General features: G+C 36.3%; 18 protein-coding genes and 1 tRNA gene. 8 read left to right on the plus strand and 11 right to left on the minus strand.

What is annotated here, in order from left to right; translation table 11 throughout:
* Nucleotides 1-20 precede the first annotated feature (20 nt).
* Nucleotides 21-1691 (minus strand): energy-dependent translational throttle protein EttA, encoded by a 1671-nt coding sequence (gene ettA / locus K7G93_RS02150; protein ID WP_228400413.1) that lies wholly within the window; start codon nucleotides 1689-1691, stop codon nucleotides 21-23.
* 397 nt (nucleotides 1692-2088) lie between these two features.
* Between ettA and zevA the strand changes: the two genes are divergently transcribed.
* A complete protein-coding gene (zevA, locus tag K7G93_RS02155; RefSeq protein ID WP_228400414.1) occupies nucleotides 2089-2730 on the plus strand; it encodes a zinc transporter binding subunit ZevA in 642 nt (213 codons plus the stop codon).
* A complete protein-coding gene (zevB, locus tag K7G93_RS02160) occupies nucleotides 2721-3734 on the plus strand; it encodes a nickel/cobalt transporter (protein ID WP_228400415.1) in 1014 nt (337 codons plus the stop codon). Before zevA ends, zevB begins: the two co-directional genes overlap by 10 nt.
* Nucleotides 3735-3838: 104 nt before the next feature.
* Here the strand turns inward: zevB and K7G93_RS02165 are convergent, their stop codons facing one another.
* Both K7G93_RS02165 and K7G93_RS02170 read right to left on the minus strand, forming a co-directional pair.
* Complete coding sequence (locus K7G93_RS02165) at nucleotides 3839-4807, minus strand: calcium/sodium antiporter (RefSeq protein ID WP_115322851.1); 969 nt, start codon at nucleotides 4805-4807, stop codon at nucleotides 3839-3841.
* A 180-nt stretch (nucleotides 4808-4987) separates the two neighbouring features.
* Nucleotides 4988-5063, minus strand: a tRNA-Asn gene (locus K7G93_RS02170).
* Nucleotides 5064-5459: 396 nt separating this feature from the next.
* On the opposite strand from K7G93_RS02170, the gene uvrB reads away from it, so the two are divergent.
* From uvrB to K7G93_RS02185, 3 genes are all read left to right on the plus strand, one after another.
* Complete coding sequence (uvrB, locus tag K7G93_RS02175) at nucleotides 5460-7493, plus strand: excinuclease ABC subunit UvrB (protein WP_049215090.1); 2034 nt, start codon at nucleotides 5460-5462, stop codon at nucleotides 7491-7493.
* Nucleotides 7494-7503: 10 nt separating this feature from the next.
* On the plus strand, nucleotides 7504-8283 hold the full coding sequence (locus K7G93_RS02180) for a tetratricopeptide repeat protein (RefSeq protein WP_228400416.1): 780 nt from the start codon (nucleotides 7504-7506) through the stop codon (nucleotides 8281-8283).
* Nucleotides 8284-8864: 581 nt separating this feature from the next.
* Nucleotides 8865-10616 (plus strand): TadE/TadG family type IV pilus assembly protein, encoded by a 1752-nt coding sequence (locus tag K7G93_RS02185; protein WP_228400417.1) that lies wholly within the window; start codon nucleotides 8865-8867, stop codon nucleotides 10614-10616.
* Between the two features lie 63 nt (nucleotides 10617-10679).
* On the opposite strand, the gene phoR is transcribed toward K7G93_RS02185, so the two are convergent.
* From phoR to pstS, 8 genes are all read right to left on the minus strand, one after another.
* Nucleotides 10680-11975 (minus strand): phosphate regulon sensor histidine kinase PhoR, encoded by a 1296-nt coding sequence (phoR, locus tag K7G93_RS02190; protein WP_228400418.1) that lies wholly within the window; start codon nucleotides 11973-11975, stop codon nucleotides 10680-10682.
* Nucleotides 11972-12667, minus strand: a complete 696-nt coding sequence (gene phoB, locus K7G93_RS02195; RefSeq protein ID WP_115322846.1) for a phosphate regulon transcriptional regulator PhoB — start codon at nucleotides 12665-12667, stop codon at nucleotides 11972-11974. Before phoB ends, phoR begins: the two co-directional genes overlap by 4 nt.
* Before the next feature lie 38 nt (nucleotides 12668-12705).
* Complete coding sequence (locus K7G93_RS02200) at nucleotides 12706-13527, minus strand: quaternary amine ABC transporter ATP-binding protein (protein WP_053088917.1); 822 nt, start codon at nucleotides 13525-13527, stop codon at nucleotides 12706-12708.
* A gap of 10 nt (nucleotides 13528-13537) precedes the next feature.
* Nucleotides 13538-15379, minus strand: a complete 1842-nt coding sequence (locus K7G93_RS02205) for a glycine betaine ABC transporter substrate-binding protein (protein WP_049215083.1) — start codon at nucleotides 15377-15379, stop codon at nucleotides 13538-13540.
* A 79-nt stretch (nucleotides 15380-15458) separates the two neighbouring features.
* A complete protein-coding gene (pstB, locus tag K7G93_RS02210; protein ID WP_049215081.1) occupies nucleotides 15459-16238 on the minus strand; it encodes a phosphate ABC transporter ATP-binding protein PstB in 780 nt (259 codons plus the stop codon).
* Nucleotides 16239-16256: 18 nt separating this feature from the next.
* Complete coding sequence (gene pstA, locus K7G93_RS02215; protein WP_049215079.1) at nucleotides 16257-17099, minus strand: phosphate ABC transporter permease PstA; 843 nt, start codon at nucleotides 17097-17099, stop codon at nucleotides 16257-16259.
* The gene (gene pstC / locus K7G93_RS02220; protein WP_258691310.1) at nucleotides 17099-18064 is read right to left on the minus strand and encodes a phosphate ABC transporter permease subunit PstC; all 966 of its coding nucleotides are present in this window, start codon (nucleotides 18062-18064) and stop codon (nucleotides 17099-17101) included. Before pstC ends, pstA begins: the two co-directional genes overlap by 1 nt.
* Before the next feature lie 57 nt (nucleotides 18065-18121).
* Nucleotides 18122-19156 carry a phosphate ABC transporter substrate-binding protein PstS gene (gene pstS, locus K7G93_RS02225; protein ID WP_049215075.1) on the minus strand — a complete coding sequence of 345 codons (1035 nt, stop codon included), beginning with the start codon at nucleotides 19154-19156 and terminating at the stop codon, nucleotides 18122-18124.
* 267 nt (nucleotides 19157-19423) lie between these two features.
* Here pstS and rlmE point away from each other — a divergent pair, with 267 nt between their 5' ends.
* From rlmE to folP, 3 genes are all read left to right on the plus strand, one after another.
* A complete protein-coding gene (rlmE, locus tag K7G93_RS02230; protein WP_226690944.1) occupies nucleotides 19424-20053 on the plus strand; it encodes a 23S rRNA (uridine(2552)-2'-O)-methyltransferase RlmE in 630 nt (209 codons plus the stop codon).
* A 132-nt stretch (nucleotides 20054-20185) separates the two neighbouring features.
* Entirely contained in the window at nucleotides 20186-22087 is a 1902-nt protein-coding gene (gene ftsH / locus K7G93_RS02235) for an ATP-dependent zinc metalloprotease FtsH (RefSeq protein WP_049215071.1), read from the plus strand.
* A 147-nt stretch (nucleotides 22088-22234) separates the two neighbouring features.
* A complete protein-coding gene (gene folP / locus K7G93_RS02240) occupies nucleotides 22235-23065 on the plus strand; it encodes a dihydropteroate synthase (RefSeq protein WP_226690945.1) in 831 nt (276 codons plus the stop codon).
* The last annotated feature ends 16 nt before the right edge of the window (nucleotides 23066-23081 follow it).

Consider the following 23081-nt stretch of genomic DNA (forward strand, 5'->3'; position numbering starts at 1 on the left):
TGTGCGGTTTCTTTTGGACGTTATTTAGTAATACGTTTGTATTTAATTCGATGTGGCTGGATTGCATCGGCACCAAAAGTTTTCTTTTTCCACTCTTCATAGTCAGAGAAGTTGCCCTCATAGAAAGTGACTTTTCCTTCATCGCCGTAATCTAGAATATGAGTTGCGATACGGTCTAAGAACCAGCGATCATGTGAGATCACCATTGCACAACCAGGGAATTCTAAGATCGCATTTTCAAGTGCACGTAGAGTTTCCACGTCAAGATCGTTAGTTGGTTCGTCTAATAACAATACGTTACCACCAGCTTGTAAGAGTTTAGCCAGATGTAAACGACCACGTTCACCACCAGATAATTCACCTACACGTTTTTGTTGATCCACGCCTTTAAAGTTAAAGCGTCCCACATAAGCACGGCTTGGAATTTCAAAGTTGCCTATACGTAAAATATCTTGCCCGTTAGAGACTTCTTCCCAGACTGTTTTTTTATCATCCATTGCATCACGGAACTGATCAACAGAAGCAAGTACGACTGTTTCACCTAAAGTAACACTACCTGAATCAGGTTGCTCTTGCCCTGCAAGCATACGGAATAAAGTGGATTTACCTGCGCCATTAGGACCAATAATACCTACAATCGCCCCTTTCGGAATACTGAATGAAAGATTATCAATTAATGTACGATCACCATAAGATTTAGTGAGTCCTTGTACCTCAATGACTTTATCACCTAAACGTGGACCTGGTGGAATAAATAGTTCATTAGTTTCGTTACGTTTTTGATATTCGCCACTATTGAGTTCCTCAAAGCGTGCCATACGTGCTTTGCTTTTTGCTTGGCGACCTTTTGGATTTTGGCGAACCCACTCTAATTCTTTCTCAATTGATTTCTGACGTGCAGATTCAGCAGCTTGTTCTTGGGCTAAACGTTTTTCTTTTTGTTCTAACCAAGAAGAATAGTTACCCTCCCAAGGAATACCTTCACCACGGTCAAGTTCTAAGATCCAACCTGCAACGTTATCTAAGAAGTAACGATCGTGAGTAATTGCAACAACGGTACCTTCATAATCATGTAAGAAACGCTCTAACCAAGCAACAGATTCTGCATCTAAATGGTTAGTTGGTTCATCTAGTAGTAACATATCAGGTTTTTCGAGCAGTAATCGACAAAGCGCGACTCGGCGGCGCTCTCCCCCTGATAAATGTTCGATTTTAGCCTCCCAATCTGGTAGGCGTAATGCATCAGCTGCTCGCTCTAATTGATTCTCAAGATTATGTCCATCGTGAGTTTGAATAATCGCTTCTAATTTAGCTTGTTCTGCTGCTAATTTATCAAAATCTGCATCTGGGTCAGCATAAAGCGAGTACACTTCATCTAAGCGAGTTAATGCTTGTTTCACTTCGCTCACGGCTTCTTCAATTGCTTCACGTACAGTTTGTTGAGGATCTAATTTTGGTTCTTGCGGTAAATAACCAATTTTAATTCCTGGCTGTGGGCGAGCCTCTCCTTCAATTTCTTTATCAATTCCCGCCATAATGCGTAGTAAGGTCGATTTACCCGCACCGTTTAAACCGAGTACGCCGATTTTTGCGCCAGGAAAGAAGCTAAGTGAGATATCTTTTAAAATATGACGCTTCGGAGGCACGATTTTGCCAACGCGATGCATCGTATAAACAAATTGTGATGACATAATTTCTCTCGTTATACTTGTAAAATAGAAAAAAAGTGCGGTTATTTTACTTGAAATTTGCTAGATTAGCCAATTAGAGATAAAAAAAACCCTCCGAACTGGAGGGTAGGAAAGTAGTTTAGCTATTTATGATTATTTTATTTAGGAACTTTATGAATATCAAGCAATCACTTGACGGTTTGTATTTTACATAAATTTACACTGATGTGAAACAATTTTTACATTATTTTTGAAGTTTGTCACAAAAATCACTTTAAATAAGTATTTAATCTCTTTAATGTAACTATTTTTGTGATTTTTAGTAAAAAAATACGCATTTGTTATAACAAAAATGAATTATATTATTAACTTTTATAAGTTATTGTTACGTAAATTTACATTTCGGAGATAGGATAGAATGAAACCGTTTTCTATTAGTGTTTTCTTATTTTTTATCAGCTTATTTTCATTTAATCTTCATGCACATCCACATGCATTTATTGAAATGAAAACAAAAATATTAGTGAAAGAAAGGCTGTTAACTGGATTTTCAATGGAATGGGTTTTGGATGAAGCCAGTTCTGCGACGATGCTATATGATATTCGGCAAACAAGAGGCAATAAAAAGGCATTACAGAAATTAATTGATGAAGTGATGGGTAACATTGTACATGAACACTATTTCAGCTATTTATTCGATAAGCAAGGAAATAAAGTAAAATATAGCGCTAAACCACAAAATTACGGTATGAAAGCAAATAATAACCAAGTAATGTACTATTTTGATTTTTTGTTGTCTAAGCCCCAAGAGTTAGTGAATAATCAGTTCACTTTATTGACATATGATCCTACTTATTATGTCTCAATGTATTATGATCAAACAAAGCAAAGTGCGGTCGATTTTTCACAAATTTCTACACATTGTCGTGGAGAGGTTGTTGAACCACAAGTTGATGCAAAAATTAAACAATATGCGAATTCATTAGATCAAACTCAGCGTGATGAAGATGATTCTTTGGGTGTACTATTTGCGCAAAAAGTGATGTTAATATGCGAATAAATTTTCCAATAAAGTATAGTATTATTTTGTTATTATTAGGTGTTACTGCTTATTTTTTATTTCCTTATTTATTTTTCAAAATAGCGATTTGGCAACGTGATTTTAACCAGTTAATGTCTGGCTATTTACATCAAATTAATGAAAATAAGGGGTATGCGGGTGGTTGGTTAATTATTATAAGTTTTTTTTATGGTGTATTTCATGCTTTAGGTCCTGGACATGGTAAATTCATCATTGCAACTTATTTATCTACTCATCAAACGCAGCTAAAGGCTAGCATGAAATTGACTTTGCTTTCTTCTTTAATGCAAGGTGCTGTTGCTGTGGCGGCAACATCTATTATTGTTGTGTTACTTAACCTTTCTTCTCAGTATTTTAAATTAACGCAACTTTGGTTAGAACGTACAGCTTTTCTCTTGTTATTTTTATTAGGATTAAGTTGGTGTTATCAATATGGGAAAAACTATTATTTATCTTACGTAAAAAGCAGGAGAAAACAACAACCTCAAATTCTCTCCGTTAAGACCCCATCACTAAATGTAATTAAAGTAGGGCAACAGTTAGTTTCATCACATCATGATCATCATCAATCTTGTGGTTGTGGTCATCAACACTTACCCAATCAAACTCAGTTAGCAGCTGCGATGGATTGGAAATCACAATTTTTAGTGATCTGTAGTATTGGTATGCGACCATGTTCAGGAGCGATTTTTATTTTGTTTTTAGCTTATATGCTTGATCTCTATTTGTGGGGAGTTATTGCAACTTTTGCAATGGCAATAGGAACAGGATTGACTTTATCTTGTTTTGCTTTAATTGTGTTATATGCAAGGCATAGTGCATTACGAATTAGCAAATGGTACCAATTTTCATCAAGCTTACCGCATAATAGTGAAAGTTTAATTAAGTTGCTCGCTGGCGTTTTACTAGTCTTTTTTGCAACGAGTTTATTGTATGGCACTACATTATCTACTACTGGAGGAGCCGCTTTATTTATGCGTTAATTTTAAACAAATACAATGAAGGCTATTTGCAGTAAATTGCTTTTTTTATGCATAATAATGGAAAAAGCAGATCATAAGATCTGCTTTTCATTTTATAAGATGTATCAAATTGTGCTATGAATTAAAAAGATAGTGTAACTGATGTAACTAGTAAAAAAGAGTAAACCTACTAATCGACCTAGAGCATAGCGTTTTTTGTAGGCAATAAAACCAAAGATAAATAATGCTATCGTCAGGGCTGACATCACTACCATATCACGAGTGAGTACTTCATTTTCTGCTTCAATTGGCATAATAACGCCAGCTAATCCTACAACTGCTAACGTATTGTATAAGTTTGAACCAATAATATTGCCTACTGCAAGATCTACTTCACCTTTACGCGCAGCTGCTATAGAAGCTGCTACTTCAGGCAATGAGGTTCCGATTGCAACCACAGTCAATCCAATAACAAGATCGCTTACTCCTAAATAATTAGCGACTTTTATCGCCCCCCAAACGAGTAACTGAGAACTCAACATCAGTAAAATAAGTCCTCCAATTAGCCAAAAAAGGGATGCTTTTAGTGATATGTGTTGTTCTGCCCCTTCTTCTTCATAGGCGGCTTGGATAGATGCGCGTTGTTTTTTACTTGACCAAATTGTCCACAGCACATAAATAATGAAAAAGCCTAGTAAAATGCAAGCTTCTAAAACGGAAATTTGCATATCAAGTAAGAAATAAGCTGATATAAATGTGACAACAAGCAATATTGGCAGCTCTTTTTTTATTACGCTACCATGTACGGTTAATGGTTTGATTAATGCAGTTAAACCGAGAATTAGCGCAATATTTGTGATATTGGAACCATAGGCATTACCTAATGCAATACCTGGACTGCCATTAAATGCAGAAAGTGCTGAGACGACCATCTCTGGCATTGAGGTACCAAAACCAATAATTAAAATACCAATCAATAATGGAGACATTCCTAAATAGCGGGCTAAGGCTGCAGCGCCATCAACAAAATGATCTGCACTCCAAACTAAAATAATTAACCCGATAATAATGGCAAAAGAAGCTTCTAATAACATCTACAATCCTATTATAAAAATAGTGAAATTTGGACGCGTATAATATATGCAAAAGTAGAGAAAGAGAAGATGAACTGATGAAAAAATAAAAGCCCATAAGGAGGATATGGGCTTAAAGTCTTTTGGTTAAAAATAAACTTTTATAAAAGGAGACAAATAAAAGTCTACCAAAAGAAAAATTGGCTCCTCCTGCTGGACTTGAACCAGCGACATACGGATTAACAGTCCGCCGTTCTGCCGACTGAACTAAGGAGGAAAAATCCTGTATCACAAAGAATTTAGGTGGCGTATGATAATGTGCTTATTATTCCTTGTCAACCTTAAAAAAAGAAAAACATGCAACTTTTTTAGATGATTTTTATATCCACAGAGGTTGTGGATAACTCTGTGAGTTGTTGTTAAAAAAAATCGCTAACTCTAAGCCATTACTAGTATTATTCACTTTCATCACTTAATTGGTTATAAAATAACATTTTTTTATTTATCAATTGGTTATAAAAACTCTAGCAAATTTTTTAAATTTTTTTTCAAATTTGTGAAGTTTCAATCTTGACAATTATAAGTCTGTGTAAAACCTAGATTTTTTAGTACAAGATTTCGTGTAAAACTATGCTAAAATTGACCGCACTTTTAACTGATCCGTTGAGACGATATGGCACAAAAAATTAATACAAAGTCTTTCATTTTACACTCTGATTTTCAACCCTCTGGCGATCAACCTCAGGCAATTCAACAACTTATTGATGGTTTAGAAAATGGTTTAGCTCATCAGACTTTATTAGGTGTAACAGGTTCAGGTAAAACCTTTACGATTGCGAATGTGATTGCGACGCTAAATCGTCCAGCAATGTTACTCGCACCTAATAAAACATTAGCCGCACAGCTTTATGCTGAAATGAAAGCATTTTTTCCCGAAAATGCAGTGGAATATTTTGTATCTTATTATGATTATTATCAGCCAGAAGCTTATGTGCCTAGTAGTGACACTTTTATTGAAAAAGATGCTTCAATTAATGATCAAATTGAACAAATGCGTTTGTCAGCGACAAAATCATTTTTAGAGCGCCGAGATACTATTGTTGTTGCTTCTGTATCTGCCATTTATGGTTTGGGTGATCCTGACTCTTATCTCAAAATGATGCTCCATCTACAAACAGGAGCAATTATTAACCAACGTCAAATATTAGCAAAATTAGCTGAATTACAGTACACCCGTAATGACCAAGCATTTCAACGTGGTACATTTCGTGTACGTGGGGAAATTATTGATATTTTTCCTGCTGAATCAGATGACAGAGCAATACGGATTGAATTATTTGATGATGAGATTGAACGGTTAAGTTTATTTGATCCTCTCACAGGAACAAGTTTCGGTGCAGTCCCTCGTTATACGATTTATCCGAAAACGCACTATGTGACGCCTCGTGAGCGTATTTTAGATGCAATTGAAAAAATTAAGGCTGAATTGGCAGAGCGTAAAAAATTCTTGTTAGAAAATAACAAGCTGTTAGAAGAACAGCGTATTACACAACGTACACAATTTGATATCGAGATGATGAATGAATTGGGTTATTGTTCTGGAATTGAAAATTACTCACGCTATCTCTCGGGGCGAAATGAAGGAGAGCCACCACCAACATTATTTGATTACATGCCATCTGATGCGTTATTAATTATTGATGAATCTCATGTCACAGTACCACAAATTGGTGGCATGTATCGTGGTGACCGTTCACGTAAAGAAACATTAGTTGAATATGGCTTTAGGTTACCCTCAGCTTTGGATAATCGACCATTACGTTTTGAAGAGTTTGAGCGTTTAGCGCCACAAACTATTTATGTATCCGCAACACCTGGACCTTATGAGCTGGAAAAGTCTGGTGGAGAAATTATTGATCAAGTTGTACGTCCAACAGGTTTACTGGATCCTGAGATCGAGATTCGCCCTGTTGCTATTCAAGTCGATGATTTGCTTTCTGAAGCACGTCAAAGAGCCGATCAAAATGAGCGAGTATTAGTGACAACCCTGACTAAGAAAATGGCAGAAGATCTGACGGACTATCTTGATGAACATGGTATCCGAGTGCGTTATTTACATTCAGATATTGATACGGTCGAGCGTGTTGAAATCATTCGTGACTTACGTTTAGGGGAATTTGATGTGTTAGTGGGGATCAACTTATTAAGAGAAGGCTTAGATATTCCCGAAGTATCATTAGTCGCCATTTTAGATGCGGATAAAGAAGGCTTTTTACGTTCAGAACGCTCACTGATACAAACTATTGGTCGAGCAGCGCGTAACTTGAAAGGCAAAGCCATTTTATATGCGGATCGTGTAACTAACTCTATGGAAAAAGCGATTGGTGAAACGCATCGTCGCCGTGAAAAACAAATGAAATATAATCAAGAGCGAGGCATTATTCCACAAGCTCTAAATAAAAAAGTTGGTGAATTGTTAGATATTGGTCAGGGGGCAAATAATAAAGCAAAAGCCAATAAAACGGCTAAAAAGGTGGCAGAGTCGACCGCACTTTATCAATTACCACAAACACCAAAAGAATATCAGCAACAGATTAAGAAGTTAGAGCAGCAAATGTATAAATATGCACAAGACCTTGAATTTGAAAAAGCGGCGGCGGTTCGCGATCAATTACAGCAATTAAGACAACATTTTTTTGAGGTTTAACGAGTTAATTATGTTAGATGACAAAATAACCCAGCGATTTGTAAGCGTAGCAGGACCAGCTATTGCGTTAGCAAAACAAAAAAAGACGAAAGCAGCTCTATTAGTATTAGACAAAATGGATATTGATCAGCAAACAGAACCAGAGCTATACCATTTACTCCAAATTCAAAAAGCCGCTTTATTAGAGATCTTAGAAAGAGAGAAACCCGCTAAGATGTTACGGAACTTTGAGCATGTTTTTGATATTTATCGTCATATTCCTGATGAGAATAAAATGGTGTATCGTTCAGCTCAAATGCAATTAGCAAACTTGCTTATTTATTTGAAAAAATTTGATGAACTAGAACAGCTATATTTGGACTTTTCTCAACAAATAGTTCTAGATGCAGAAGACAAACTTTTCTTAAGTTCAGTGCTGATTAGCTTAAATAAAGTAGAAGAGTCGCTAAAATTGCTTAACACAATTAAACAAGCTGATGGTGCGAGTTTATTTGCTACGGCTAAAACGAATATGGCTTTACTGTTAAAGAATTTGAGGCGTTATTCTGAATGTATTGCGACCTGTACGATGGTCTCAGCAGAAGATGATATCACTATGTATGCTAAAGCACAGTTAATTTGGGCAGAGGCATTATATCGTTTAGGGCGTAGAGAGGAGTCTTTTGAGGTATATAAGCGTTTAAGACCATTTCATAATCAATTTTATACTGAAGCACAGTGGCAATTATTAGTGAAATTTCCGATAAAAGCGATTCGACATAATATACTCGCTTTTTTTGGCAAAGCTTAAATGACTAAATAAACGTGTATAGTTTGTAGCAAGATGATTGAGCATGTTATCTTGTATTTGAAGAGGAAATAGATATACATATTTCCTTTTTATTTTTATATAAAAGTCATATATTTCGTACTGCTTTTAAATTAAACTATTTTTGTTTGTTTTTAATGTTTATTTTGCTTTATTTTTAATTTCTGGTAAGACCACTTTATTATAATCTATTATTTTATTTTTATTTATAGATGAATTGAAATAGAATTTTTATCTAACTCTATTAGTTTTTTCTTTTAGATTAAAATTTAATATCATCTATATTTATTCTACAGTATTAGTTGAACACATATAATGTATATTGATCTCTGTTAGGTTATGAGGTACTAAGATTGATGAGTAAGCAATTGTTCCAACGTATTCATTTTAGAAAAAACACATTTTCTTTCCTTGTTCTTCTATTTCTATTCGATGTTATCTTACTTCCTTTTCTTTATTTTGTGTTTAACAAGATACTGAGTATATGGTTTTAATGATTATGTATTTTTAATTTTATCTTTATTTCTCATGGGATGAGAAATAATAAGTTAAATGGATTTATTATGAAAAAATATTATTTAATTTATCGCTATTATTTACGGATTAAACGTTTTTATAAAAGTCAAAAGGGTGTTTATGCTGTTATGACAGCATTATTAACGTTTCCTTTGCTTGTATTAGTGGCTTTTACAGTAGATGGAACAGGGATTTTGTTAGATAAAGCAAGACTTTCTCAAGCAACAGAACAGGCTGCATTAATGCTCGTTGCGGAGAATAACCAATTTAGGAAAAATCCACATCATCAAGACGTTCAAAATCAAAAAGTTACCTTAGAAGAACAAAAAAATTATAAGTCACTGCTTGATGCACAACAGGATAAGCGTAATCAAGAAATGATTCAGGGAATGGTAAAAGTATACTTACGCTCTGAAAATAAAGGCGGTAGTGAGAAAGATCAACCAGTGACTATTCCTGAACCCTTTAATTATCATTGTGAGCAAACAATTGCTGCAAAAACAGCACAACAAAGCCCGACGAAATCAGTAAGTTGTGTTGTGGATGGGAATATTCGTCGTCGTTTTTGGATTCCATTAAGTGAACAGTTAGTTAAGCCACAAACTAAAGGTGGACGTTTACCGATGTATTCTGGTATTTCCATGGCGGTGAAAGAAAATGGCTTGACGACTCCCATTGATTTAGTGCTAGTGTCGGATTTTTCGAAATCTATGCTTTGGGAGGTGGGGCAACAAGAAAGAGATCAATATGGAAACGAATTGCCTCAAGGAACATATCCGAATAGAAAAATAGATATTCTTCGTGATGTTGTGAGAGATATTTCTCAAATGTTACTACCTAGCAAAGAGACAGAAGGGATCAGTCCATATAATCGTATGGGATTTACTACTTTTGCTGCAGGGGCTAGACAAAGAGATAATACGGAGAAATGTGTTTTGCCTTATTATTTAAAAGAAGGGAAAAAAAGTTTAACAGTTAAAAAAATCATTTTGGATAGAGGGGATAGATTACATTCTTTTGGAGAAGTATATCAAGATGTCATGCAGAATCCTCATGAATGTTACTCTAACTCCTATTATGAAAGCTCAAATGCTGTGTGTAGTATTCAAGTTGAACCTAAAAAATTATTAAAAAAAGCATTAAAGATAGGTGATTGGAATACAATTAATCGTATTTTTGAATCTTATTTAGATATACAGAAAACACTCGGTCAAATTAGTAGTTTTAATGGACAAAATCGCGATTATGAGTTTGAGTTTGTAGATGAACGCTTTTGTTTAGGCGGTAATAATGGAAAAGAGACGACACAAGCATGGTTTGATAAAAAGAATCCAAATATATCTTATGCATTAGAAAGCGTTAATCCGAAAGGGGGAACGGCTGTCACATCAGGATTACTTATTGGAGCAAATATCATGATGGATAAAAATAAACAGCCAGAAGCACAACCTGACAAAATACAAATCAATACTCAACGCATTATACTTGTATTATCAGATGGTACAGATAACCAACCTTCAAAAGGTACACTAGTGAACTTAATAAATTCTGGATTATGCGAGAAAATTAAAGATAGAGTTGATTCTTTACAAGATAAAAAATTTCATACATTACCGACGAGAATCGCCTTTGTTGCGTTTGGTTTTAATCCACCTGCAGATCAAGTTACAGCGTGGAAAAAATGCGTAGGCAATCATTATTATCAAGCACAAAATAAGGAACAATTATTAAATAGCTTCAAACAAATTATTAGCTTGGATGAAGAAGTGGGACGTGCGGCGCGTTTTAAGAAAAAATAATGTTAAAATAGTGCTTAGTTGTCATTTCTAAATAAAAAATCTCTTAGCATGCTAAGAGATTTTTTATTGTAGATGAACTTCATGAATTAATTGAGAAGGAATAATAAACGAAAAACAGCTTCCTTTTTGCTCTTTACTTTCAATATGTAGCTGAGAGTGGTGATGTTCGAGAGCATGTTTAACAATTGCTAAACCCAATCCATTTCCTCCCGTTTGATTATTGCGTGATTCATCAACCCGATAAAAACGTTCAGTTAAATGATATAAATGATGTTCGGCTATGCCAATTCCATTATCTTGTACACTAAATTTTACACCTTCTTCACAATAGTGCCATCGGATATCAATTTGACAATGTTCACCTGAATGTTTAATCGCATTGTAGATTAAATTCGAAACCGCACTTTGTAACTGACTATCATCGCCCAGAATATAAATATCGGGGGTAATCTCAAAGTTGATTTGGTGATTGTGTTGGTTTAAAAAAGCGGCATTTTCTTTTAAGTTTGAGATTAAACGTGACATATTGACAACTTGATGCTCGCTATTCGATGCATTTTCGATTTTAGCTAGTAAATTAAGTTGTTGTAATAAGTTTGACATGCGTTTACTTTGTTCTTGCATCGCGTGGATTGCTTTTTGTGAAAGTGCGGTCTGATTTTGTTCAGTTTCTAGTAATTCTAAATACCCTTGTAATACAGTAAGAGGTGTCCGTAACTCATGATTAATATTCGATAGAAAAGTCTGGCGAGAGTGTAATAAACGGATCATTTGAGTGACATCACGTGCGATAATCACACTAGATTGATTATCATCTTGATGAATATTGATCTCAATATAACGATTTTCATTGGTTAATAACACCAGGGGACGTTTACGTATATTCTGAGAAAAGTACTGTTTAAATTCATGATAGAAAATCACACTAAATATGCTTTTATTGAGGATTTTCTTATGCCAGTAAAATAAAAACATTTCTTGTGATGCATTATTACACCAAGAAATATTTCCCATGGCATCACAAATGAGAATTGCATCAGGTAAATATTGAATATTCTTATTAAGTTTAGACAGTAGGCGTAATGTTTTAATTTTTTCGCGACGATTTTTGCTCTTATAGTAAGCCGCAGTTTGTGAAATATTATCTAATAAATGCGTTTTCTTCATACTTGGATCACTTTCTGGGGTCAGCATTTTGAGTAGCTTAAATTCATTATAATGATGCCAAACAAGCAAACAAAGTAAGACGATTATGAGCCAAAATTGAAAAGATTGAGTGAAATAGGAAAACAGAGTAGCAATACTGATAGCCATTGTTAATTCAACTAAAAGATACTTAATCGAAAATTTTCTTTTCATCTACTGTCATCCTGAATCTGGCTAGAAAAACGATATCCTGTTCCACGAGCTGTTTGAATATAACGCTCAAATCCATACGGTTCTAGACTTCGACGTAAACGGCGAATATAGCTATCGACTGTACGATCTTCTACATAAATATCATTGCCCCAAATAAAATCCAGTAGTTGTTCTCTTGTATAGACTTTTTCAGGGTGTTCCATAAAAAATTTGAGTAATTTAAATTCAGTGGAGCTGAGATTAATAAGTTGTTGGTTATAAGAAACACGCAGAGCATTTTGATCTAAGCAGAGACCATCAATTTCGAGAATAGGGTTATTTTGCTCATATACTCGTCGAATAACAGCATCAATACGAGCAAGTAATATTTTCGGTGAAAAAGGTTTGGTTATGTAATCATCAGCCCCTGTGTTTAAACAAGTAACACAATCTTCTTCATCACTTCTTGCTGTGAGCATAATAATAGGGATTTTATTAGTGTCTTCATGTTTCTTTATGTATTGAATAAACTGGATTCCTGAGCGACCAGGAAGCATCCAGTCTAGCAGAACCAACTGTGGTTTTTCGGCAAGTTTTTTGACCGCACTTTGATAATCTGATGCCTCTAGAATCTCGTAACCTTGCTGGCTCAAGAATAAAACGATCATTTCTCGAATAGCACTTTCATCTTCAACAACAAGTATTTTTGTCATTTTTCCCCCTTGGTTTATGTAAACTGCTGTCTGCTTTCTTAACGTACATTATTGCCTTTCGCAGTTTGCATAAATTCTGCTACATAATCATTGGTAGGATGCTGTAGTAATTGTTGTGGTGTTCCTACTTGCACTAACTCACCTTCATTTAAAATAGCAATTTGGTTTCCCATTTTGATTGCTTCGTCAATATCATGCGTAATAAATACGATACATTTATTTAATCGTTGTTGTAAGTTTAAGACAAGGTCTTGTAGCCTGATCCGAATCAGTGGATCCAGTGCGGAGAATGCCTCATCCATTAATAAGATATCTGTATCAGCAGCTAGGGCTCGAGCAAGCCCAACGCGTTGTCTCATGCCGCCTGAAAGTTGTATAGGATAGGCTTTTTCGTATCCAGCTAACCCAACCTCATTTAACCAGTACTCTGCTTGTTGTTGGCGTTCTTTTTTTGCAATGCCACGCACTTTTAGTGGGTAAGCCACATTTTGTCTGACGGTTAAATGTGGCAGTAATCCAAAATGTTGAAATACCATACTTATGCGCTGTTGTCGGAATTGGCGTAAATCTTGTTGATTTAAGGCGGTCACATTCGTATCACACACCCAAACTTCACCAGAGCTAGGTTCGATGAGGCGGTTGATATGACGTACAAGTGTTGATTTACCTGAACCTGATAAACCGATGATACAAAAGATGCTATTTCCATTAATTTCTAAATTAATATTTCGTAAACCAATTTGGCAACCTGTTGCTTGAAATATGTCTGCATTAGAGGCGTTCTCTTTTAATAGGTTGAGTGCTTGATCGCATGCCCTACCATAAATTTTACTGATATTGTTAAACCTAATTTGTGTCATTTTCTTTGCTCTAGTATTTTTTACCACGTCCATAAGCTTGTGTAATGCGGTCAATTATAATCGCTAAAATAACAATAGCTGCACCTGCTTCAACACCTTGTCCAATATTTAATGTCTGAATCGCTTGTAGTACATGTTCACCTAAGCCTTTGGCGCCAATCATTGAGGCAAGTACGACCATCCCCAAAGACATCATTACGGCTTGATTGATACCTGCCATAATACTTGTTTTTGCTTGAGGCAACAGAACCCATAATAATAACTGCCAATTTGTACTACCAAAAGATTGAGCTGCCTCAATCATTTGTGGACTCACTTGACGAATACCAAGTGCAGTTAATCGAATGAGTGGCGCAATGGCGTAAACAACAGTAGCAAATAATGCAGGCACTTTACCAATACCAAATAACATAAGAACAGGGATTAAATAGACAAAGCTTGGCATTGTTTGGATAACATCTAATATGGGCTGTAAAACTTGATGTAGCCTTTTGTTTGATGCCATGAGTATCCCAATTGGAATACCAAGTAATGTGATGAAAAGTGCTGAAACAATAAGTAAAGCGAGGGTTTGCATCAAGGACAACCAAAGTCCAAATGCACCAATTAAATAGAAACCCGCAACACAAAGCAAGGCAAACCAGATCTTACGTGTTGCATGCCAACCAATAAATGCAACAAGTAATAACATCAACCATACTGGCATCGACTGAAGTAGCTTTTCAACAGGCAGGAGTAAATAATCAAGGGAGAGCTGGCTGACTTGGCGGAAATGGCTACCATAATCTTGTACTGTATTGACCAAATAACGATTGAGTTTGTCTGCGACAGACCATGATGGAAACAGAGCATGATGGCTGTTGTCACCTTGTTCTAAGTATTGTTGTAGCTTTTCAGCTGCTTTAGAAGAAAGCCATTGCTGCCATAATTGAGGATGTTGTTGTAAGAAAATATAGGCTTGTGTAGAGCCATTTCGTTTATTTTCTGTCATTTCTAATATTGCTTGATTGAGTATGTGCGGTTCAAATTGAATATTATTTATTAACATCAACAAATCAGGGTGTTTTATTGCAAATTGGCTAGAAACTGACATTGCGAGTTTTGAGCGAGGGAAACCACTGATACAATTTGTTTTGCTTTCTGAGCGTAATAAATCCAGCCAACATTCAGCTTGATAGTCAGGGAAATGAAGGGGAACGAATGGGTATTTAGCCATTAATCCTGTTGGTTGCCAATAATAAAAGAGAATCGGTTTATGTTGTTCATAAGCTGATGTAATTTCAGCATCAAGTGCTGCACCTGTACCAGGGTGAACATTATTAAATTGTTGGTTTAATCCCGTATTTTTTAATAAATGTGTGTTAAATATTTCACAAGACCAGCCTGTTGGGCAGTTTAGAAAACGAGCTTTATTCGGTTGTTCAGGATCGGAAAAGAGTGTGGCGAATTGAGCAAGATCCTGTACATTATTTAATTCAGGATATTGTTGTTTCACATAATCTGGAATATACCAACCTTGTGTGGCACCACCTTTGAGTGTGTCACCAATAATTTGGACTTTTCCTTCAGAGAGTGCTTGTTCAATAATAGGAGAGCGACCAACCCATTGTTCTGCAATAATTTGAATGTCATCTTGAGCTAAAGCCGTTTCTAACGCGTTTGTTGCGCCTGGTACAGTTTCTGTTTGGCATCCATAGCCTTCACGTAAAATGAGCTCTAAAAGTGCGGTAGAGAATTGTCCACTTTCCCAATCTAATGCGCCTAACTTGATTGGCTTATCGGTATCGCAGGTATAAGCATAACGACTAAAAAATAAAACAAATACGATACCTAAGCATTTTAAGCTTTTCATATTAAATCCTTTTTGATGGTTAGGTATCACAAATTGTAATCAAATACATTTCAGATGCAATGGATTATTCTCAATAGGGTTAGCCCATACGTCCTTTAATGTAGTCTTCAGTACGCTGAATGCGTGGTTTATCAAAAATATGCTGTGTTTTATCAAATTCGATCAGCTCGCCTAAATACATAAATGCAGTATAGTCCGAACAGCGTGCCGCTTGTTGCATATTATGTGTGACCATTGCAACGGTATAATCATGTTTTAACTCTGAGATCAATTCCTCGATCTTCGCTGTTGAAATTGGATCTAATGCAGAACAAGGCTCGTCAAGTAGTAGGACTTCAGGTTTGATCGCAATTCCTCGAGCAATACATAAGCGTTGCTGTTGCCCACCCGAAAGGCTGTCTCCACTTTGATTAAGCTTATCTTTTACTTCGCTCCAAAGTGCTGCTTTAGTTAATGCCCATTCTACCCGATCATTTAACTCAGATTTGCTTAATTTCTCAAATAAACGGATACCAAATGCTACATTGTCATAAATTGACATAGGGAAAGGCGTTGGTTTTTGAAATACCATCCCCACTTTTGCACGGATTAAGGAAATATCCATGGGGGATGTTAACAAGTTTTCCCCATCTAATTTAATTTCACCTGTTGCACGTTGATTGGGATAGAGCTCAAAAATACGATTAAATGAGCGTAATAATGTCGATTTACCACAACCAGATGGCCCGATAAAAGCGGTAACTTTATTTTTAGCAATACGCATATTGATGTTTTTTAATGCGTGAAAGTCATTATAGTAAAAGTTAAGATCAGTAATTTCTAATTTTGTTTCTTCTGGTTTTACAATGTGATTAGTCATTCTTTGTATCTCCATTGATTATTTCGTTTTCTGTGGGAAGAAAACACGAGCAAAAATATTGAGTAATAAAACAAACAGGGTGATCAGCGTAGCACCTGCCCAAGCAAGTTCATTCCAGTCTTGGAATGGGCTGGCAGCAAATTGATAAATCACAACAGGAATATTTGCCATTGGGCCATTCATATCGAATGAAGTAAATTGGTTTGACAAAGCAGTAAATAACAACGGTGCGGTTTCACCTGAAATACGTGCAATAGAAAGGAGCACACCTGTTAAAATCCCTGAACGTGCTGCACGATAACAAATCATCGTTATCACACGCCATTGTGGGCAACCTAATGATGCAGCAGCTTCACGTAAATTATTAGGTACTAAATTGAGCATATTATCTGTAGTACGTACGATAACAGGAATCATGATCATCGCTAGTGCCAATGAGCCAGCCCAGCCTGAATAATGTTTCACTTGTGACACATAAATGGCATAAATGAATAAGCCAATCACAATAGACGGTGCTGAAAGTAAGACATCATTTAAGAACCTTGTCACTTTCGCTAATTTGCTATAACGGCCGTATTCTGCCAAATAGGTACCTGCTAGAATGCCGATAGGTGTCCCAATGGCGGTACTGACGATAATCATCATGGTAGAACCAATAACTGCATTGAGAAGACCACCCGATTCATTAGGGGCGGGTGTTGGCTGTAAAAATAATTGTATAGAAAGTGCTGGAATGCCTTTAGTAATCAAAGTCAAAATAATCCAACATAACCAAAATAATCCAAATCCCACGGCAAGAAAGGAGAGAGTTAGCATAAATTTATTTTTGAGTTTACGACAATGGAAGTGAGTTTTACTCATTAGCGACGCCCTTCTTTTTTCTCAATACGCATAATTAAGAGGCGGGAGAGTGATAACACAATAGTAGTAATTAGGAATAAAATTAAACCAAGCTCCATCAAGGCTGCTTTCTGTAAACCACTTGCCTCGTTAAATTCGTTTGCGATGGAGGATGCAATAGAAGTCGAGGGAGAAAATAAGGATTCAGGTAAATGAAAGGCATTACCAATAACAAATGTCACAGCCATTGTTTCACCTAATGCACGCCCAAGACCAAGCATTATTCCACCAACAACGCCTGTTTTAGTGTACGGCAATACAACTTTCCACATGACTTCCCAAGTTGTTGCTCCTAATCCATAAGCAGATTCTTTTAAGATTGCAGGTACAATTGTAAAAACATCTCGCATTACAGACGCAATAAACGGAATAATCATAATTGCGAGGACTAAACCTGCCGTGAATAAACCGATACCAAAAGGGGCGCCTGAAAATAGATAATGCAGTATAGGTAGCTCACCAAACCAATCGATCAGATTTGGTTGAAGGTGTTCTTGGAAGAGTGGAACAAAAATAAATAGCCCCCACATCCCGTAAATAATCGAAGGAATTGCAGCCAACATTTCAATCGCAGTACCAATTGGTCGTTTCAACCATTCTGGTGCTAATTCTGTAAGAAAGATTGCAATACCAAAAGAAATAGGGACCGCAATCAGCAGAGCTAAAAATGAAGTAATCAAAGTCCCAATAATTGGGACTAGTGCCCCATAGCTATTTTGTACGGGGTTCCAATCATTTATCCAAAGAAACCTGAGTCCAAATTGACTTAATGAATCCCAACTTCCAATAATTAACGAAATCATCACAGCGGCTAAGATTAAAAAAACGAATACGGCAAAAAAGCGTGTCATGTTTTTAAAAAAAAGCTCAATGAAATGATGATTTAGCTTGTTCAGTTCTGTTTGTGTTTTATGATTGAGTGACATAATCACCTTCTTAATCTTATTTTAATGAGAAGGGCAGAGGATATCTGCCCTAAGCCCCTAGTGCCAAATAACAGTACCATTCGTTGCTTTTACATCGGTTTTCCATTGTTGCTGAATTTTATTGATGACTTCGTCAGGTAAGGGGACATAATCAAGCTCTATTGCTGCTTGTTTCCCTTGTTTAAATGCCCAATCAAAGAAATCAAATACTGATTTAGTTTGCGCTGGTTTTTCAGCATTTTTATGTAATAAGATGAAGCTAGCTGCTGTAATTGGCCATGATTTTTCTCCCTCTTCATTCGTTAAAATCACACCCATTCCGACCGCACTTTCCCAATTAGCATTAGCAGCAGCTGCCATAAAACTATCACTTGAAGGTTGAACAAATTGACCTGCTTTATTTTGTAAAGCTGTCCAAGATAAATGGTTTTGTTTAGCATAAGCATATTCTACATAGCCAATGGAATATTTGATTTTGCTGACATAAGCAGCAACACCTTCATTACCTTTTCCACCTTGTCCTGTTGGCCATTTCACGGATTTACCTTGTCCTACTTTTTCTTGCCATTCTGTTGACACTTTAGATAAATAGTTGGTCCAACCGAATGTGGTGCCTGAACCGTCTGAACGATGCACAACAATGATCGTTTTATCGGGCAATGCCATACCATAATTTAGAGCAGCGATAGCAGGATCGTTCCATTTTTTGATTTTGCCTAAAAAAATATCAGCAAGTACCTGACCTGACAGTTTGAGTTCTCCAGCTTTGATTTCAGGGATATTGATGACAGGGACTGTACCGCCAATAATTGCTGGAAATTGAAGAAGTTGATGTTGTGTGAGTTGTTCTGCTTTCATTGGATCATCTGAGGCACCAAAATCAATTGTCTTGGCAATGATTTGTTGTTGTCCACCTCCTGATCCAATAGATTGATAATTGACTTTATGGCCAGTTTGTTTTTCATACATTGATGCCCATTTAGCATAAATTGGGTAAGGAAAAGATGCTCCTGCACCCGTAATTGTTTCCGCATTAGCAGTGAAAGTGAATGCACCTAAAAGAATAGATAAAAGCATTACACGTTTGGTCATAAATATTACTCCTTTTAAGTTTATAATCACTACTTTGTAGTAGCGTGAGATATTTTAGAGAGGAAATATGACAGTTTTATGACAGTTTAAAGGCAAAGTAAGCAAGAGAAGTGTGGGTTGTTATAAATCAATTGTATTTGCGAATAACTAGAAAAGCGAAATTTGCAATTTAATTTATTCTGTAATCTATTTTTTCTACTAAATTAGCCTTGAAACTTGTGTATAATGCCCCATATTCAAAAAACATTTAGGTAATAGAAGTCATTTATGGGAAAGAAAAAACGTTCAGCAAGCTCTTCTCGCTGGTTAAATGAACATTTTAAAGATCCTTTTGTACAAAAAGCACATAAGCAAAAATTGCGTTCACGTGCCTATTTTAAATTAGATGAAATTCAACAAACAGATCACCTATTTAAGCCTGGCATGACAGTGGTTGATCTTGGTGCTGCGCCAGGCGGTTGGTCACAATATGTTGTGAGCCAAATTGGTGATAAAGGACGTGTTATTGCCTGTGATATACTAGAAATGGATCCAATTGCTGGTGTTGATTTTTTACAAGGTGATTTTCGTGATGAAAATGTGTTATCTGCCTTGTTAAACCGTGTTGGTGAAGGAAAAGTAAACGTAGTGATGTCTGATATGGCGCCAAATTTTAGTGGTATGCCGTCAGTTGATATTCCACGTGCTATGTATTTAGTAGAACTTGCATTAGATATGTGTAAGCAAGTATTAGCGACAAAAGGTAGCTTTGTCGTCAAAGTTTTTCAGGGTGAAGGTTTTGATGAATACTTAAAAGAGATCCGCTCTCTCTTTAGTGTTGTAAAAGTACGGAAACCTGAGGCTTCTCGAGGACGTTCTCGTGAGGTGTATATTGTTGCAACAGGTTATAAATATTAGAAAAATTCAATTTTGAAAGTCATTTCGCTAAATATTAGCTATTGATAAGATAATTTCCAATTTCATAACAAATATAGTAATCTTGCAACAAATTATTAACGTTAGACAAAAAGAGGTTAAACCTTGAACGATATGGTAAAAAATTTAGTCCTTTGGATTGTAGTTGCTGTCGTGATGATGACTGCATACCAAGGCTTTAATTCGACTTCGTCAGGAAATTCCACTGACTATACAACTTTCATTACTGATTTAGGTAATGATCAGGTTCGTCAAGCTCGTTTTGATTACAACGAAATTTATGTGACCAAAGCGGATGGTTCAAAGTATACCACTGTGATGCCATTAAATGATGACAAGTTATTAAATGATTTATTAAATAAAAAAGTCAAAATTGAAGGTACTCCACCTGAAAAACGTGGATTCTTCTCACAAATCTTAATTTCTTGGTTCCCAATGTTATTGTTAATTGGGGTTTGGTTGTTCTTTATGCGCCAAATGCAAGGTGGTGGTAACAAAGCGATGAGTTTTGGTAAAAGCCGTGCGCGTATGATGACGCAAGAGCAAATCAAAACGACCTTTGCCGATGTTGCTGGCTGTGATGAAGCGAAAGAAGAAGTAGGTGAAATTGTTGATTTTTTACGAGATCCTGCCAAATTTCAAAAATTAGGCGGTAAGATTCCTAAAGGTATCTTAATGGTTGGTCCACCAGGAACAGGTAAAACATTATTAGCAAAAGCAATTGCAGGGGAAGCAAAAGTCCCATTTTTTACCATTTCAGGTTCAGATTTTGTCGAGATGTTTGTTGGTGTCGGTGCTTCTCGTGTGCGTGATATGTTTGAACAAGCGAAGAAGAATGCACCTTGTTTGATCTTTATTGATGAAATTGATGCTGTTGGTCGTCAACGTGGTGCAGGTTTAGGGGGAGGTCATGATGAACGTGAGCAAACTTTAAACCAGATGCTCGTCGAAATGGATGGTTTTGAAGGCAATGAAGGAGTAATTGTGATTGCAGCAACTAACCGTCCAGATGTACTAGACCCTGCACTGACTCGCCCAGGTCGTTTTGACCGTCAAGTTGTTGTCGGCTTGCCAGATGTACGCGGTCGCGAGCAGATCTTAAAAGTACATATGCGTAAAGTGCCAATTGCACCTGATGTGGACGCAATGACATTAGCGAGAGGTACACCTGGTTATTCAGGAGCAGATTTAGCCAATTTAGTTAATGAGGCTGCCTTATTTGCGGCACGTACGAATAAGCGTTTAGTCACAATGCTTGAGTTTGAAAAAGCGAAAGACAAAATTAATATGGGACCTGAACGCCGTACTATGATTATGACAGAGAAACAAAAAGAATCTACTGCCTACCATGAAGCGGGTCATGCTATTGTTGGATATTTAGTACCTGAACATGATCCTGTACATAAAGTAACGATCATTCCACGTGGCCGTGCATTAGGTGTGACTTTCTTTTTACCAGAAGGCGATCAAGTCAGTATCAGTCAAAAACAATTAGAAAGTAAGTTATCTACACTGTATGCTGGGCGTTTAGCTGAAGATCTTATTTATGGTGAAGAAAATATTTCAACGGGTGCTTCAAATGATATTAAAGTAGCAACTAATATTGCTCGTAATATGGTGACACAATGGGGCTTTTCTGACAAACTTGGTCCTATTCTGTATTCAGAAGATGATGGTGAAGTGTTTTTAGGGCGTTCAATGGCGAAAGCAAAACATATGTCTGATGAAACAGCGCATCTGATTGATGAAGAGGTGAGAGCCATTGTGACACGTAATTATGAGCGTGCAAGACAGATCTTAGTTGATAATATGGATATTTTACATGCGATGAAAGACGCATTGGTAAAATATGAAACTATTGAAGAAGAACAAATTGAACAGCTCATGCAGCGTCAACCTGTTACGCCACCATCAGGCTGGGAAGAAACTGAACGTTCACAAGCAAAATCAACTAGCAATACTGAACAAGACAGTACAGTTGAAAAAGCTGAAGAGACAGAAACTAAAGAATCTTAGAATAAATTAAATCCTCATAGATAAAACCTCTTTAATGCAAGTTAAAGAGGTTTTTTGTTAGCTTTATTACTCGTTTTGTAAGAAGTTATTTTTTCCCTGTTCATATTTCGCTATAATTAGCAACAATTTTTCTCATGGCAATAATCAATGAAACTATACGCGAATAATAAAGTCCTAGATTTATCAACCCCTCAAATTATGGGTATTCTTAATTTTACACCTGATTCTTTTTCTGATAGTGGACAATTCTTTTCTTTGGATAAAGCGCTTTTTCATGTAGAGAAAATGCTTAAAGCGGGCGCGACGATTATTGATATTGGTGGCGAATCAACACGACCGATGGCTGATGAAGTAAGTCTTGAGCAAGAGTTAGTACGTGTTATACCTGTTGTTGAAGCAGTCAGTTACAATTTTGATTGTTGGATTTCAGTAGATACCTCAAAATCTGAAGTCATGAAAGCCGCAGCACAAGTTGGTATGGATTTAATTAATGATATTCGAGCCTTACGTGAAGAAAATGCGTTAAAAACAGCAGTACAGCTTGATTTACCAGTATGTCTTATGCATATGCAAGGAGAGCCTCGTACAATGCAAAATGCTCCACAGTATGATGATGTTGTGACAGAGGTATTTTCTTTTTTACAACAACGTACAGCAGAATGTATCCAAGCTGGTGTTCGTAAAGAAAATATCATTTGGGATATGGGATTTGGTTTTGGTAAAACTGTTGAGCATAACTATAAATTACTCCAAAACTTACCGCACTTTTGTACAGCAGGGCGACCTGTATTGGCTGGGTTGTCAAGAAAGTCGATGATTGGTGCTGTGTTAAATAAAACAGTAGATCAACGAATGATCGGTAGTGTAGCAGGGGCTCTGATTGCTGCGATGAATGGTGCAAAGATTTTGCGGGTACATGATGTGGACGAAACAGCAGATGCACTAAAAATTTGGCAAGAGACACAACAATATATTTAATTAAAGGGACAATTAA

It is taken from the genome of Pasteurella canis, from assembly GCF_020810675.1.
In the GTDB taxonomy this organism is placed as follows: domain Bacteria; phylum Pseudomonadota; class Gammaproteobacteria; order Enterobacterales; family Pasteurellaceae; genus Pasteurella; species Pasteurella canis.

Bases quoted from the DNA above. Each gene is read 5' to 3' on its own strand.
- pstS (WP_049215075.1), bottom strand. From the start codon at position 19,156: ATGACCAAACGTGTAATGCTTTTATCTATTCTTTTAGGTGCATTCACT.
- uvrB (WP_049215090.1), top strand. From the start codon at position 5,460: ATGGCACAAAAAATTAATACAAAGTCTTTCATTTTACACTCTGATTTT.
- zevA (WP_228400414.1), top strand. From the start codon at position 2,089: ATGAAACCGTTTTCTATTAGTGTTTTCTTATTTTTTATCAGCTTATTT.
- pstA (WP_049215079.1), bottom strand. From the start codon at position 17,099: ATGAGTAAAACTCACTTCCATTGTCGTAAACTCAAAAATAAATTTATG.
- phoB (WP_115322846.1), bottom strand. From the start codon at position 12,667: ATGACAAAAATACTTGTTGTTGAAGATGAAAGTGCTATTCGAGAAATG.
- K7G93_RS02185 (WP_228400417.1), top strand. From the start codon at position 8,865: ATGAAAAAATATTATTTAATTTATCGCTATTATTTACGGATTAAACGT.
- K7G93_RS02205 (WP_049215083.1), bottom strand. From the start codon at position 15,379: ATGAAAAGCTTAAAATGCTTAGGTATCGTATTTGTTTTATTTTTTAGT.
- K7G93_RS02200 (WP_053088917.1), bottom strand. From the start codon at position 13,527: ATGACACAAATTAGGTTTAACAATATCAGTAAAATTTATGGTAGGGCA.
- phoR (WP_228400418.1), bottom strand. From the start codon at position 11,975: ATGAAAAGAAAATTTTCGATTAAGTATCTTTTAGTTGAATTAACAATG.
- K7G93_RS02165 (WP_115322851.1), bottom strand. From the start codon at position 4,807: ATGTTATTAGAAGCTTCTTTTGCCATTATTATCGGGTTAATTATTTTA.
- pstB (WP_049215081.1), bottom strand. From the start codon at position 16,238: ATGACTAATCACATTGTAAAACCAGAAGAAACAAAATTAGAAATTACT.
- zevB (WP_228400415.1), top strand. From the start codon at position 2,721: ATGCGAATAAATTTTCCAATAAAGTATAGTATTATTTTGTTATTATTA.
- ettA (WP_228400413.1), bottom strand. From the start codon at position 1,691: ATGTCATCACAATTTGTTTATACGATGCATCGCGTTGGCAAAATCGTG.
- rlmE (WP_226690944.1), top strand. From the start codon at position 19,424: ATGGGAAAGAAAAAACGTTCAGCAAGCTCTTCTCGCTGGTTAAATGAA.
- folP (WP_226690945.1), top strand. From the start codon at position 22,235: ATGAAACTATACGCGAATAATAAAGTCCTAGATTTATCAACCCCTCAA.
- ftsH (WP_049215071.1), top strand. From the start codon at position 20,186: ATGGTAAAAAATTTAGTCCTTTGGATTGTAGTTGCTGTCGTGATGATG.
- K7G93_RS02180 (WP_228400416.1), top strand. From the start codon at position 7,504: ATGTTAGATGACAAAATAACCCAGCGATTTGTAAGCGTAGCAGGACCA.
- pstC (WP_258691310.1), bottom strand. From the start codon at position 18,064: ATGTCACTCAATCATAAAACACAAACAGAACTGAACAAGCTAAATCAT.